Here is a 14,867-nt window from a genome sequence, read left to right as displayed (position 1 = left end):
TTTACTTTTCCGATTCATTATCTGCCGTACCATTTTATATATTTGTTACTACACCACTTGGTGGTGTTAGCCAGTTTCATCATAAATAATTAATTTGATCTCAAAATTCAAATGACTTAACGCTTCGCAGACAGAAAAAACTTATTAATCATATCATGATAATTTTTATCACGCTCCATAATAAGCCATTTATCCACTTGTGAAATCTTTTTGTCTTTACAAAGCTTTTGATAATCTAGAGCATTGTCGGTTATTATGTAATCAAAATGACCATTATGTCTCTCTTTATCCATCAATATATAGCTACAGTTTGAATTTGTAATTTGATTCCGTTTTGTATAAATAGGGCTTTTACCTCCATAGTACACATCCTCTGTACCACTGATTATTAGCAAAGGAATGTCCGTCGAATTAATGCCGTCTACTGCAGAAAAGCGCACAGTATCTTTTCCAAAAATAATATACAGATAAATAGACGCCATTGTTCCTAAGATAGTACCTAGTCTGCCAGAAAATCTCTTTATGGAATAGTTCCACTGATCGATAGGCTTATCAAAGCCAGATGCGGCAACAACCGCAGTTATCTTATGGTTAAATTTAAGCACAGCTGCTGATACATAAGCACCAAGGCTATGTCCATATAATAAAAAAGGTACTCTATTAAATCTGCTTAATTTTTCAAGGTAAGATAAAACAGCATCCAAGTCTCTTACAGCCTGAGTGTAATCGGTCATATTCTTTCCTTCGCTGTTATAGTAACCTGTGTAATCATAACACAATACCATCCAGCCATTATCTACAAAATATTTCATATCTAATAAAGATGCTTCCGTGGAATTCCTATGTCCAGAGCTTAATATAATTAGTCCATTTTTGTTCTCCATGCCATATAAATACCCATTCAGCATGTATTTACCGGAAGGAATTTTTAGTGTCTCTCGTGGATAGGACAAAGAAAAGTCACAATAAGTCAGAGAAGAATTATGGTTAATATCATAATCAGCTCTTTTAAACTGCTCCCTATGAGCTCTGCTTATGATACAAAAAGCAAGAGTACAAAAGCCTACTAGGAATATTAGGATAACTAGAAACAATACCAGCATTATATTCATCGTAATACCTCTCTGTATTTTCTAATGGTAGGACTACACAGTAACGCAAACAAAGATCCACTCATTCCCCTATTCTCTATTGCTTTTTTAATTCCTTTTACAATTGCTGTTATAACGCCAATAATGATTAAAATCACACCTACAAGCAGATTAAAAAATCCATAGCTAAAAAAACTATCCAAATATTCTTGAAATCCCTGAAAACTTCCATCAATATCATTAGTTATATAATTAGCAACCATCGTAAATAATGCTCCCACTCCAAAACTGATCCACAGATTTAACCGGAATACTTTATAACACAAAACTATCGCCCATATGCACAGCATCCACGCACCCGCTATGATGAATGCTGGATTTATCAACCAGAACCCTGAGCTTTTATTGATTAAGCATACAACCTGTATTACTGTTAGAAATAAAAATAGCAATCCACTTCCCCACGCAAGTGTCTTAATAAGCCTGTTCTCCCTCTTCTTACTAATCGACCATATAATCATAGAAACATAAATCAATGCTGAAACAGGAATAAGACTCCAGGGATTGTTTATTCCAACGCAGAGATTTACAACAACACATATAAAACCAGCAATTGAGAATGCAAGATAAAGACCTGTAAGACAGTAATGACGTTTTTTCATAAATGTATGTAAAATGTCGCTCTGGCACATACTTGGCACATTAATCGTTTCATTTCTTAATTCAGACCATTATAACATATTTTACCATTCAGTACATTTTCTTTGTGATTGAATTTATAAAAATGGAATTGTGTCAATAAAACAGTCACAAATCACATTCGAAATTGGATTTTCCTATTAAATAATGGATATTTGAGTTATGTCCGGTACAAAACTGAATAATATTCCTTTTCTAGCAAATAATAACTCTATTAATTAAGGAACTTTTATGGCAAATTGACTAAAAACCACGCACCTAGTAAAGGCAAATAATAGACTTTTTATGAAAGGAGTAAATTATATGGATCGTGAAAAACTCATAGACCAAGTAAAAGACGAGTATGCACGAATAGCTTCTAAAGAATCCCAACAGTATTTTATCCAGTCCACAACCGATCTAACACCTGAAGCCTATTACGAAAAACTGTTAAGTAAAGCTGTCGACGAAATTAACAGAGGAACCTTTGATGATTTCCACTCTGGTGAGGAAGTAGTATCTGCAATTGCAAATGATAAATCTTGGCTTTCAAATTGGAAGCCATTTTAACAACAGATTTTAAAACTTTATACGAAGCAGCAAGTAAAAACCGCAGTCCTTAAATAGGATTGCGGTTTTTATTAAATTTCAGTATGAGGGTATTTAGCTATTTAACAATGGATTTTGCATTTAGTTCAACTCCATTGTACAACGTGTCTTTATTGAAATTATTATATTTTTCTAAATCAATTTCATTTTCACTTTTTGCAACAATTAATGCACTTGTTGCTGCTGCACTTATATTGGTTGCGGTTCGAGCCATATCTACAATAGAGCTGATTGGTGTTAATAATACAATAATTTCAATTGGAAGTCCTGCAGCAGCAAATACTGCAGTTGCGGTAATAGTTGCCGTTCCTGGAACACCAACTGTACCAATGCTAACTAAAGTTGCTATCAGAATAAGAATTACATACTGTCCGATAGAATACTCAATATTTAATCCGTGTATTGCGAAGACTGCTAATAAAGTAGGCCAAATTCCTGCACAACCAGGCATTCCAACATTAGCTCCTAAAGGAACAACAAAAGAAGAAATACTGTCTGATACACCAGCGTTTTTTAGACATTTCTCTGTCACCGGTATTGTACCCACACTGCTTTGGGTAGTGAACGCAATTACCTGTGCAGGCCAAATGTGTTTAAAAAACTTGAAAGGGTTTAATTTAGCTATTGTTGCAATAAGAATACTATTTACACCAAAGGTTTGAATAACACACAACAGATATGCTATAGCTAATACCGGCAATAAAGGCAATAATTTGTCTGCACCATTATTGGAAACTGCATGTGCTACTAAGGCTAATACTGCATATGGGGTGAATTCAATAACAAATGATATTACTGTATTAATAACTTTGGAAGCGGAATCCACAAAATTTTTAAAAGGTTTAACGCCCTCTGGGTCTTTGGTGGAAAGTGAAACTACTGCTATACCAATAAATAAAGAAAATACTATAACTGGTACTACTGTATTAGTCGATGCTTGCGCAAAAAAGTTCTTTGGGAATAAATCAGTAATTACTTGTGTAATTGCTGGTACTTCCTTCGCTTGATAATCGGTAGGAAGCGTAATTAAAGCATTTTTTCCAACACCTAAAGCTAAAGCAACTATTATTGTTATAGTTGAGGCTATAAATGTGGTTGATGTTAGTAATCCAATACTTTTAACGCCTATCTTTTTCAGTTGGTGTATATTCTCCAACTGTGAAACACTTGAAATAACACTAAAAAATAAAAGTGGTACTACTAATGCTGAAATAATATTTGCATATACAACTCCAATAAGCTGCACGTAACTGGTATGGCCTGCAAAGACTATTCCTAATCCTAATCCAAAAATTAAAGCTATAATTGTTCTAAGTCCAAAATCTACATTCTTTTTTCTTAAAAATACTAATGCGCCAATTAAAATAGCGGCTGCTCCTAATGCACCTAATGCTAAAAAGTCTATATTCATGTTTGTCTCCTTCTATTTTTAAATATACTGTTTTATTTAGTGTCAAGAATTACAACAACAGCAACAGGAGCAACACATAAAACTATCCTTGATGTAATTTTTTTGTTTTGATATAAATTTTCTTTTCATAAATGCTACCTCCTGTTATTATATAGACTATATTCATATATGTTTAGTATGATTTAAAATCATTATATGCAAGACTATATGATTTGTCAATAAAAAAAACTAGAAATTAGTAGTTAATTTATGTATTTTTTAATACAAGACCTTCTCATTGTAAGAACCACGTCCCGCGCCGATGACCTGCTTAATTAAATACCATTACATTCGGGATAAATGTGCTAAAATAAAGAGCGTGTTTTGAAAAATGCTTGATGAAAACACGCTCTAAAAATATTCTTATTTAACATATTTCCGGTAGCAAAAAAGGGTTATGCTTTTCAGTGTGTGAAAAACATAGCCCCGTTAATGTTTTTTAGCTCATATAATCGACAATCTTATTTTCACATAAATCCAGTATAACTATCTTATCGTTTAGCTTAATCTTTTTCCTTTGATTAATCGGTGATAAAAACTCTGCCCTATTTAATTTTCCATTTTCCCACCATAGATTTACTTCAATATTACCTCTTACCTTTAATCCGGTCACATATCCATTTTCCCATCTTTGTGGTAATGCAGGAAGTAAACAGATGACATCTTCATGACTTTGTAAGAGCATTTCAGATAAGCCGGCAGTTCCTCCGAAATTACCGTCAATCTGAAAAATTGAGGACATTCCAGTCGTATTCGAAGGGTGCAAATCAAATAAATTATGTGCTGTTGAATGGCATAATAATTCCTGAAGATTATATAGCGCTTTCTCACCATCAAGTAATCTGGCCCACATATTTATAATCCAACCTCGTGACCAGCCTGTATGTCCACCTCCTGCTGACAAGCGTTCATTTATAGTTACCTTAGAAGCTTCAAAAAATTCTTTATCCTTCTCAAAAGTGATAGTACTTCCTGGATATAACCCATATAAATGGGATATATGACGATGTCCTGCTTCCCATTCCTTATATTCTTTTGTCCATTCAAGTAACTGCCCCCTTGAGCCTACTTTTGCTTTTGGTAATTCCTTAAGCATATTTTCAACAGCTGAGACAACATCATTAGATACCTCTAAATCACTCGAAACCTCAATGAAACCAGTCCATAATTCCTTAATGATTTGACTATCCATGGATGGTCCATAACACAAAGTACTTTTTTCACCATTTTCTAATATATACGTATTCTCCGGAGATGTCGAAGGACATGTCACCAATTGATTTTCTTTGTCGCGTACCAAATAATCAACGTAAAATAAGGATGCATCCTTTAATATAGAATAAAAATCTTTTACAAAGCTTACATCTTTGGTATACCTATAATGCTCGATCACATGAGTCGCTAACCATGCAAACCCCATTGGCCACATAGTAGCTGGCATCCATTTCCCCTGCGGTACGCAGTCACCATAAATGTCAGTATTATGATGAGCTACAATCCCCCTGCAACCATACATTTTCTCAGCAACTTCTCTTCCATGCGGCACCATCCTCTTTATATGTTCAAATAAAGGTGTATGGCACTCACTTAAATTAGTTACCTCAGCAGGCCAATAATTCATTTGTGTATTAATATTAATCGTATATTTAGATCCCCAAGCCGGCATCATATCCTTGTTCCATATTCCTTGAAGATTTGCAGGCAATGCACCTTCCCGACTGGAAGAAATCAACAAATAACGTCCATAATTATAGTAGAGCTCTAATAAGCCATCGTCTAACTTATTTTCTTTAAATAACCTTAATCGTTCATCCGTAGGTAAATTCAAATAATTCTTATCGCCATTTAGGTCTAAATCAACCCGTTGATATAAGGATGCGTAATCCGCTATATGATCTTTCTTTATTTCTTCATAACCTTTTTGGGCGGCAAGTGCTAATTTTTCATTACACCAATCCATTGGGTCTTCCTCGTAAAAATCAGTCCTTCCGGCTACATAGAGCACTATCTCAGAAGCATTTTCTACTTCCAGAAAAGCACCTGCTCTAACAATTGTTCCGTCGCTGATTACTTGGACTTTCGCTATAAATTTTGAACCATTCCCACCACAAGAACCGGAAAGAGTTATCGTATTTTCATTAGCCTCAACTTTTTCATAGTTCTCGCCCCGATCCAGCTCTATCCTGACTCCCATTGGGTTGTCTGCTGTTAGTCTGATTGCCATCACCTGATCTGGATATGAGATAAGTGCTTCTCTCTTATAATCAGTTTCCCTCCAAGTATAGGAAGAATTATAGCAAGCCGTTTGTAAGTCAAGAAACCGCTTATAATTTGAATGGTTTATCTGACGTTCTTGCCACTGCTCACTATGATGCAGAATCCTTTTATTGAAAGCGATTCTTAAATCGGCTAAAGGTTCATAATGCCCCTGTGAAATTGGCGTACCAAACATGCTGGTATAGACAAGTTCCTCCGCTGCCTTCAACTGTCCATCAAAAATCAACTCTCTCACCTTGGGTAATACCTTCCTAGAATCGGGATTGATGCGATTCCGAAATCCACCGTACCAAACCGATTCTTGGTTCAGTTTTATAACTTCTTCCTCAACATTACCATATAACATTGCTCCAAAAGAACCATTTCCTAACGGGAGTGCCTCCTCCCAAATATCAGCATTTGCAGGCTTATCATAGAATAAAAACGTATTTTGGCTCACTTTTATCTCTCCATTTTATCTTTTTTATGTAAATTATTAGATATATCAATAGTAGCTGAGTTTCTAGGGTATAGATTCTTTATGAAATTCTCTTTTACACCATAGTTTCTTAACCCGAAACGAAATCTAGCCTTACTTTTATTACTACGAATTGTTATTCTTAGGTGTTTTACCCGTTTCTCGTTTATAAAATCGGTAAAAATAGCTTACATTATTTATTCCTACCCGTCTTCCGACTTCCTCTACAGGCAGATTCGTCTCCGTCAATAAATAAGATGCCATCTCAATTCGTCTTTTTATTAAATAGTCAGTAAAACTCATACCTATGTTCTGTTTAAACAAACGGCTAAGATAGCTACTGTTTTTATAGATAGAATCTGCTACACCTTGTAAACTAATCGGCTTATCAAGATTTTCATCCACGTAACTAAGTATGCTTTTAATATCGTCGTTGTAATTCTTATTTAATTGTTCCTTATAATTACCGATATACCAATCATATTGCTGATATAATGCATCTTTACAAAACTGGAAAGACGCATCTTCTAACGGAATTTCATTTACGCTTTTATTCATTTTTATTGTTTCTCTATAAATACTGAACAAAAACAACTGAAATAGTTTTCTTATGATATCCGGATTATAATTCTTTTTTTCAATCTCTACACATAATTTGTCCATTTCTTCAATAAAATTCTCGCCATTTCTAAATGCTATTTTAAACCGCTCATTAAGTTGATCAAATATTTCATGAGAAACTACTGTAAATTTTGTTACATCATCACGCCTTAATTCTATTTTCCCCTTCAGATAAAAGGGTGCCATTTTACGGTTGTTTAAATCAACAATTCCCTTCTTAATGTCCCAAAAATTATCATATGTATCACTGACACATATCGCTAACCTCATTCTCATGGTTTCATTAATAATGTTACATATTTTCTCTATTATATTTTTGTATTTTACAGAGAATGTTTTGTCCAAGGTGCTCCATTCATGTAAGATAATTACGTATTTGTCATATGGAAAAACCTCATCCGTTATTCCATTGTTATTTAATTCCTCACTAATGATATCTGCTATTTCATAACGCCAAAGCTTCTTTTGAGGTTCTCCGTTTTCAATTAAAATCCGTTCATTATAATTAACGTATAATCCAATCAGGCAGTAGCTGTGCGATGGTTTTTTTATTTGATACAAACTCATCTTTTCACTCAGTCCATCAATATCCTGTGTTAAATCTTTTACAATACTATATAATAAACTTTCTTTAAAGTTATTACGGTTTTCGTTCATTTCCTCCGTATAACGATTGATTTTTTCGTTCATATTATTACGTTTATTGTATTTAATACTCATTTTATTAAGTGACTCGATTAGTTTTTCTTTCGTTAAGGTGTATTTTACCAGGTAATCGTCAGCACCAATCTGAATTGCCTCTTTCGCATAAGAAAAATCCTCATGACAAGTAAGAAATATGACATTCATTTCCGGATTAATTTTCCTTAGATTTCTCGCTAGTTCAAAACCATCCATAGCTGGCATCGTAATATCTGTAACTAATAGATCTACTTTCTCCTCACCTATACTTTTTAATGCATTTTCACCATTATTATACTTTCCCGATATGGAAAAACCGTAGGTTTGCCAATCGATAAGGTGCGATAACATTTCCAGCATTTCAATATCATCATCTACTAATACAGCATTCATCATCTTTTATGTCCCCTAAGAAATAATCTTTCACTTTTCTACAACTCTTTGCTATCTATGTTGATGTATCCATACTTCAGAAATAGTCCATCCGTTTTTCGAATAGATTTTCAGTCCCGATTCTTTTCCAAAATAAAGCTTCAACCTACTATTAACATTCATAAGTCCGATACCAGAAAACTCATTTTCATATTGGATGTCAGATTTAATCATATCAATATCTTCCTCTATCCCCTTACCGTTATCCATTACCTGAATAACAAGAAAATTGTCTACAAAAATAGTCTTAATTTTAATCGTAGCATCTATATTCTGCTGTGAAAATCCATGAACTACACTATTTTCAACAAGTGGCTGCAAAAATAGTTTTGGAACTAAAACTTCTTCTGCCAAGGGTGAAATATCAATCTGGTAATCGATTTGAGTCCCATGACGCATGATGAGAATATCTAAATAATATCCTATTGTTTCTAATTCTTCTTTTAAAGTAATTAATGCATCACCTTTCACTAAAGTCATACGTAGAAGCATTGCTAGTTTATAAACTAAATCTGCTGCCTTATCATTATTGTTATTTATAATTGTACAGCGAATTGCATTCAGCGTATTAAATAAAAAATGAGGCTTAATCTGTGATTGAAGTGCTTTAATTTCTGTCTTTCGCTTTTCTTCTTCTTTTAATTTATTTTCTTTTATCAGCTCTTCTATATCGTATTTCATGACTTGAAAGCTTTTTTCTAATAGTCTGACCTCGTTTTTGCCTAGATTCTGGTTATCTTGTTCAAAGGTTGAATAATCCTGGGTCACCATTTGCTCTGTTAATCTCTTTAGTGGTTTTGTGATTCCTCTTAATGTAAAATAGCAAACAATAATTATAATAATAATTGTAAGAATATTAATTATTTGCACATTCCTCATTACCAGGTCAACTTGTTCCTGTACATACTGGACTTTCATAATATCTATGATAGTAAATTTAGACTTATTCACTTGCTTCTGGGTTATTATCATCTTGCCTTCTTTATCGGCATAGTAACCTTTAGAGGATTTATTTTTCACAAAGTTAAATGCCACTTCCACTTGTTTTCCAATCAGTGTTTTGTCTTTGGCTGAAATTATATTATTTGATTTATCAATTAGTACCGTTGTATGTTGTTCATCAACCTTAAAAGAAATAGCATCATATAAATTTTCTTCCTCTATAAATACAATTGCCACTCCCAAAATATTGTTCTCGCTTTTATTGCTATAAATCGGCAGTGCCATTGTAAATTTATTTTTGAACGTTTTATTGGAGGATAATGATATATCCAATTCCATCTTGGTATATAAGGTATATTCTTTGTCCTGACCCTTATTATGGTAACGCAAGTATTCATTCTTTAAATTAATTAATGTTTCCTGATTTTGCATTTCCCAGTTTGCATATACATCATCTTTACTTGATATGATAGCTATCATTGTTTCTGTATCAAACATGTTATAAACATAGTTTAAAATAATTTCATTCATCTTGTTAATGATGTTTATATTCTCATAATCACTTCTCGGAACTTCCTGTAAATACTCTTTTACTTGAGAGTCGGTACTTAAAGCACGAATTAAAGACACATTACGATTTATCTTATCACTTATCTGAGCTGAGGAAGAACTCAGCGTGCTTATATTTCCTTCATAAATTTGCTTTGTTACAATATTAGTAATTGTTTTCTCTGTAAAATTATTGGTAATTCTTAACGAAATAGCAATGGTTAAGGAAATAATCAAAATTATTTTTTGAAATATGCTTAATTTACTCAACCATTTTTTCATATTTCTCACGCTCTCTATCTCCCTTATCAAAATGAATAAGCAAGTTACTTGACTTATTGTGCAAAATCTCAAAAAGAGATAAGCAAATGCCCATCCCTGTTTGAGATTATTATACCATACTTTTATTTTTGATTAATAATAGCATTTCCCTGATCCTGAAGATTTTTCAATGTTGTTTCTAGATTCTGTCCTCCCAATAAGAACTTTTCTGATTCTGTATTGAAAATACTATCTATTTCTACAAACTTATCAGGCTTGTTGGTAACAATATTCGGCACTAAATCATTACTTGTCCACACTTTTACTGCGGAATCAATATCAACCAAATCTGTTCTGTCACCAACTTTAGCTTTTAATACGGACACAATATCACCGTCTTTTGTTGCTGGGAAAATATTTTGTGAGACAGCCCCTTCATTTGACATATATCTTGCAAAATCATAAGCTTCTTTCACATGCTCTGTTCCTGCACCGACGCAGTTATAGCTAATTCCACCTTGTGTTACTCCTGCCTTACCATCCGCAAATACTGGGAAAGGAGCAGTTACAGTCTGAAAATCATGTGGATATGTTTCTGTATTTACTATGTCGGAATATACCCATGTACCAATCACGGTCATAGCTGCCTTCCCTTGTAAAAATACATCTCTGTATGCCATGCTTGTCGCTTTGGCATCTGCATAAGGAACTTGACAACCATAGGTGTTCTCAATATCATACATAAACTGTAACCATTCACCAAACAGAGGGCTGTCTAAATTAGATGTACCATCCGCCTTGATAAACGGGTTGTCTAAAACCGCATTGTATAAGCCTTCTCTTCTGAATTCTGACCATGTATGTAAATAAGAACCATATACTTTATTTGCACCTTCGCCCTTTGTCATGGCAACAGCATAATCCCTATAGTCATCCCAGGTCCAGCCTTCTTTCGGTATTGGTAATCCTGCTTCGTCTAACATTTCTTTGTTAATAAATACAACGTAAATTCCCGGCTCACTTGGAATCCCATAGTAGGTTCCATTAACTACGGAAGGGTATGCATATACATCATCATACTTAATCCCTTCTGATGTTAACACATCATTAATCGATGCAAAGAAACCTTCCGCAGCTCTCGGAGCATATTCTCTATAACTAGGAATCTGAATGATATCTCCGGTCTGGCCAGTTAATTGTAATAAATCCAATTTTGTCAAGAAATCCGTTGAATTATTCTCTGCTTGAATATCAACTATAATCTTAACATTTTGATGTTCTGCCATATAAGCATCAGCCATATTCTGAACGATCAAATTGCCAGCTGCATCTCTGGTACCATTATAGGTCAGATAGGTAAGTTCAATTACCTCATCCGATGTTCCTTTGGTGGTTGGCGTTGTTCCGGTTTTCTCATCTGTCTTGCCCCCACATCCAACAAGCGTAGACACGCTGAGTGTAAAAACCATGAATAATACTAAAATTTTTTTCATAGTAAACCTCCTTTTTCATTATATCATATAATAAACTGGTCTTTCCAGTTTTATATGCAGTTTTATCCCTTTACCGCACCGGATGCGATACCTTCAATTACATAATTCTGACCAATTATAAACACTAGTAGGAGTGGCACAATAGCACAAACAGATGCTGCCATCAGTAAGGAATAGAACGTTCCCGATACAGATGCAAACTGCTGCATTCCTAACTGTAAGGTAAATAACTTGCTGTCACGAAGGAAAATCAATGGGTTTTGATAATCATTCCAGGTCCATACAAATCTTAAAATTGCTAAAGTTGCTATAATTGATTTCGTCATCGGAAGGACTATTCTTATAAATATAATAAAATGATTTGCTCCATCAATTTTTGCTGCTTCGATTATAGTATCCGGCAGGGCAATCATACTCTGTCGCAGTAAGAAAACTCCGTAAACACTAAAGGATAACATTAGTATTAATCCGAAATGTGAATTTAAAAGTTGCATTTTAGTTAACAGCATAAATCGTGGTACCAAAGTTACCTGATCCGGAATCATCATTGTCGCTAAAAATATAGAAAATAGTAGATTCTTAAATTTAAAATCAAGTTTTGCAAATGCATATGCAGCCATAGATGAAATAACAATTTGAATCAATACAACTAATACCGTAACTTTGATTGTATTCCAATAATATAATGGAAAGTTATAATTACCTCTCCAAATTTTTATGTAATTATTAAGTGTGAACTTGGGTGGAATCCATTCAATTGGGAAATTAAATACATCTATCTCCAATTTAAACGAAGTTGACAGCATCCATAGTAAAGGAAATAACATAGTTAATATAAATAAACCGAGAACTATTGTTGTAATCAACTTTTTTATAATCTTTTTCTTATACATACTCTTTTTCACTTAATCGCCCCGCCTCTTCTTAGTCGTAAGTAACCCATTTGTTTTGTCCCCTAAGTTGTATCATGGTAACAACAAAGATAATGATAAACATAATCCATGCTGCAGCATTTGCGGTTCCCATTCGATATAGTTCAAAAGCTTCTCGGTAAATATAAAACGCAACGACCGAAGTTGCATTTCCCGGTCCGCCTTTCGTAGCAACACTGATAGAATCAAATACTTTGAACGAACCAATGATACCCATGGTAGATAAGAAGAACGTTGTAGGTGAAATTAAAGGAATTGTTATATCTTTAAACTTCCGTAATTCTGAGGCTCCATCAATGGATGCCGCTTCATAAAGCTCACTTGAAATTCCTTTTAAGCCTGCCATAAACACGATTACGTTATAGCCAAGTGTCTGCCATATTTGAAATATTATAATGGTTGGCATAGCCCATTTTGGATCAACAAACCACTTTGGCGGATTTGAAATTCCTAAAGAAGTCAATATAGAATTGATTGGTCCATAGGATGGCTGCAACATAACCTGCCATACAATTACCGAAGCTACAACACTAGAGATATAAGGTATAAAAACAATTACTTTGAATAATCCAGAGCAATATACATATTTATTCATAACGGTTGCAACAATAAGTCCCAATGCCAAACCTACCGGTACTGTTATAGCTGCGAATATAAGCGTGTTTTTAAACGACTCGTTAAACCACAAATCCTTACCGCTTAATAGTGTTTTAAAATTATCAAGTCCAATAAATTTAATTCCTTTTAATCCCCCTAGGAAATTCCACTCCGTAAAGCCCAGCAGTAATGATGCTACTACAGGGAATACGATGAATGCCACAAAGCCTATCAAGCAGGGTAGTAAAAATAAAAACGCTGTTAAATTATCTTTATGCTTATTTTTGATATACCTTTTTTTATTAATGACAAATGTTTTCATATCATTCCTCGTTTCTTATTCCTATGTATTGATTATACAATCAGATGTCATTTGAGATAATTCCTTCTAATTACTGATTATGTTCATTTCATGACATTTTCAAGATATGGCGTATTCAGAGCAAAAAAAAGAGCCTACGCTTTTCAAAAAGAAAAACATAGACTCGGCGTTTGATTCAAGTTTTGGTTTCATAGTTCCTTTGCCTTAATGACTCGATATTGTTTGAACTTTTTCCCCGGAATGAGTACAGCATTAGCTGGGCAGAAACTGAGGCACCGCATGCATACTTCGCATGAAGGCCATCATTGTATCTATCATGAAAACAGGAGTCCCTTCCGTCTGGGGTAGAGCTTTAAGGAAATTCCATACAAAGGGAAATGTAGACTGGAAAGCAACCGGGAAAGCAAGTCCGATAGCTTTTTCGGTATCTATTTTCTTTGGGTCCGTATATTCAATTTTATGGAGAGTAACCTGTATCCCTCTTGCAGAAAAGATTTTTATCATTTCCTTAACTACCAGCAAGGTATTACCGGTTCCCGAATAGTAGTATAAGTTTACTTGTGTTCCTAACATATTAAATCCCCTCATTTCAATAATTTGCCGTATCTATCATCTGTATGTATCATGTTTAAAGTTTAGTTTTTAATCATAGTCCAAAGATTTCTTCCATATTTTTTTGAGAAAATTCATGCCATATGACATCTTTTTTTTCAAGCTGTTCATTCACGAAAGCATCAAAGAGTTCTTTCGTAACTGGTTGATTATGAATGGAATATAATATGACTAATTTATCATCGCTCTGATTTGATTTACTGTACCCTAATATATCCGTTTCAAGGGTATCTGACTCGAATTTTAATTTTCCGATACCATTATCTGCTGCACCGCTAGAGTAAAGAAATGTTCCATCCGCTTTTAGCTGTTCTAACCCCCTGTACACAATAAGGTATCCATACACTGTATCATTTGCATAATGAAGGATTTCATAAAACTCTGGTTGATCGCCTACTGATAATTCAAGAACAACTACTTTGCCATCCTCCATGTCTAGTACCGTAAAGTGCGTTACATTGAAGATAGTGTCATAGTTTTCTTTGTTTGTTAAAAAATCATTCAAACATAATTTTTTATTGTTATCTGTGCTGAAGAATTCAGTTTTGTTCTGCAATACTGCTTTATAAGCTTCCAATCCTGAATTATTGGAAGGTATCTGGGTCTCTGTGTTTTCATTAATACTATCTAAAATGGTAGGAGTTGGACTTGTTGGAACACTGGTTTTAGAAATTTCGTTACCATTTGTACTATTATTATTGTTTGTGTCTAAACTTTTTTTCGCACTCGAACATCCAGTAATTGAAATAAATAATAGAAACACAATAAGCATACTTTTAATTTGGTTTTTCATCTTAATCACTCTCCTGTCAAAATTCTTAGAAAACTTTAGTTCGCTTTCTATTACAATATGCAACAATTCA

Annotated in this window: 12 protein-coding genes; 1 reads left to right on the top strand and 11 read right to left on the bottom strand. The window is 33.9% G+C overall.

Annotated features, from left to right (window positions below):
- Positions 1–116: 116 nt before the first annotated feature.
- Both CPHY_RS20710 and CPHY_RS07295 read right to left on the bottom strand, forming a co-directional pair.
- Positions 117–1,112, bottom strand: coding sequence for an alpha/beta hydrolase (locus tag CPHY_RS20710; RefSeq protein WP_012199428.1), 996 nt, complete (start codon positions 1,110–1,112; stop codon positions 117–119).
- Positions 1,109–1,753, bottom strand: a complete 645-nt coding sequence (locus tag CPHY_RS07295; protein ID WP_157668671.1) for a hypothetical protein — start codon at positions 1,751–1,753, stop codon at positions 1,109–1,111. The genes CPHY_RS20710 and CPHY_RS07295 overlap by 4 nt, the downstream gene beginning before the upstream one ends.
- Positions 1,754–2,093: 340 nt before the next feature.
- Between CPHY_RS07295 and CPHY_RS07290 the strand changes: the two genes are divergently transcribed.
- Entirely contained in the window at positions 2,094–2,339 is a 246-nt protein-coding gene (locus CPHY_RS07290) for a hypothetical protein (RefSeq protein ID WP_012199426.1), read from the top strand.
- 97 nt (positions 2,340–2,436) lie between these two features.
- Here CPHY_RS07290 and CPHY_RS07285 read toward each other — a convergent pair whose 3' ends face one another.
- The 9 genes from CPHY_RS07285 to CPHY_RS07245 all read right to left on the bottom strand — a co-directional run bounded on the left by CPHY_RS07285 (position 2,437) and on the right by CPHY_RS07245 (position 14,797).
- Positions 2,437–3,789: a dicarboxylate/amino acid:cation symporter gene (locus tag CPHY_RS07285; RefSeq protein WP_012199425.1), complete on the bottom strand. Its 1,353-nt coding sequence runs from the start codon at positions 3,787–3,789 to the stop codon at positions 2,437–2,439.
- A 478-nt stretch (positions 3,790–4,267) separates the two neighbouring features.
- On the bottom strand, positions 4,268–6,544 hold the full coding sequence (locus tag CPHY_RS07280; protein ID WP_012199424.1) for a glycoside hydrolase family 95 protein: 2,277 nt from the start codon (positions 6,542–6,544) through the stop codon (positions 4,268–4,270).
- A gap of 144 nt (positions 6,545–6,688) precedes the next feature.
- Complete coding sequence (locus CPHY_RS07275; protein WP_012199423.1) at positions 6,689–8,260, bottom strand: response regulator transcription factor; 1,572 nt, start codon at positions 8,258–8,260, stop codon at positions 6,689–6,691.
- 48 nt (positions 8,261–8,308) lie between these two features.
- A complete protein-coding gene (locus CPHY_RS20705; protein ID WP_012199422.1) occupies positions 8,309–10,069 on the bottom strand; it encodes a cache domain-containing sensor histidine kinase in 1,761 nt (586 codons plus the stop codon).
- 122 nt (positions 10,070–10,191) lie between these two features.
- On the bottom strand, positions 10,192–11,541 hold the full coding sequence (locus CPHY_RS07265) for an ABC transporter substrate-binding protein (protein ID WP_012199421.1): 1,350 nt from the start codon (positions 11,539–11,541) through the stop codon (positions 10,192–10,194).
- 62 nt (positions 11,542–11,603) lie between these two features.
- On the bottom strand, positions 11,604–12,446 hold the full coding sequence (locus tag CPHY_RS07260) for a carbohydrate ABC transporter permease (protein ID WP_242657973.1): 843 nt from the start codon (positions 12,444–12,446) through the stop codon (positions 11,604–11,606).
- 19 nt (positions 12,447–12,465) lie between these two features.
- Positions 12,466–13,392, bottom strand: a complete 927-nt coding sequence (locus CPHY_RS07255) for a carbohydrate ABC transporter permease (RefSeq protein ID WP_012199419.1) — start codon at positions 13,390–13,392, stop codon at positions 12,466–12,468.
- A gap of 252 nt (positions 13,393–13,644) precedes the next feature.
- Positions 13,645–13,965, bottom strand: a complete 321-nt coding sequence (locus CPHY_RS07250; protein WP_041703329.1) for a flavodoxin family protein — start codon at positions 13,963–13,965, stop codon at positions 13,645–13,647.
- Positions 13,966–14,038: 73 nt separating this feature from the next.
- Positions 14,039–14,797 carry a hypothetical protein gene (locus tag CPHY_RS07245; protein ID WP_012199417.1) on the bottom strand — a complete coding sequence of 253 codons (759 nt, stop codon included), beginning with the start codon at positions 14,795–14,797 and terminating at the stop codon, positions 14,039–14,041.
- Positions 14,798–14,867: the final 70 nt, after the last annotated feature.

This window comes from Lachnoclostridium phytofermentans ISDg (assembly GCF_000018685.1).
Taxonomy (GTDB): domain Bacteria; phylum Bacillota; class Clostridia; order Lachnospirales; family Lachnospiraceae; genus Lachnoclostridium; species Lachnoclostridium phytofermentans.
The sequence above is the reverse complement of the archived record's forward strand: the minus strand, read 5'-3'. Positions and strand labels throughout refer to the sequence as shown.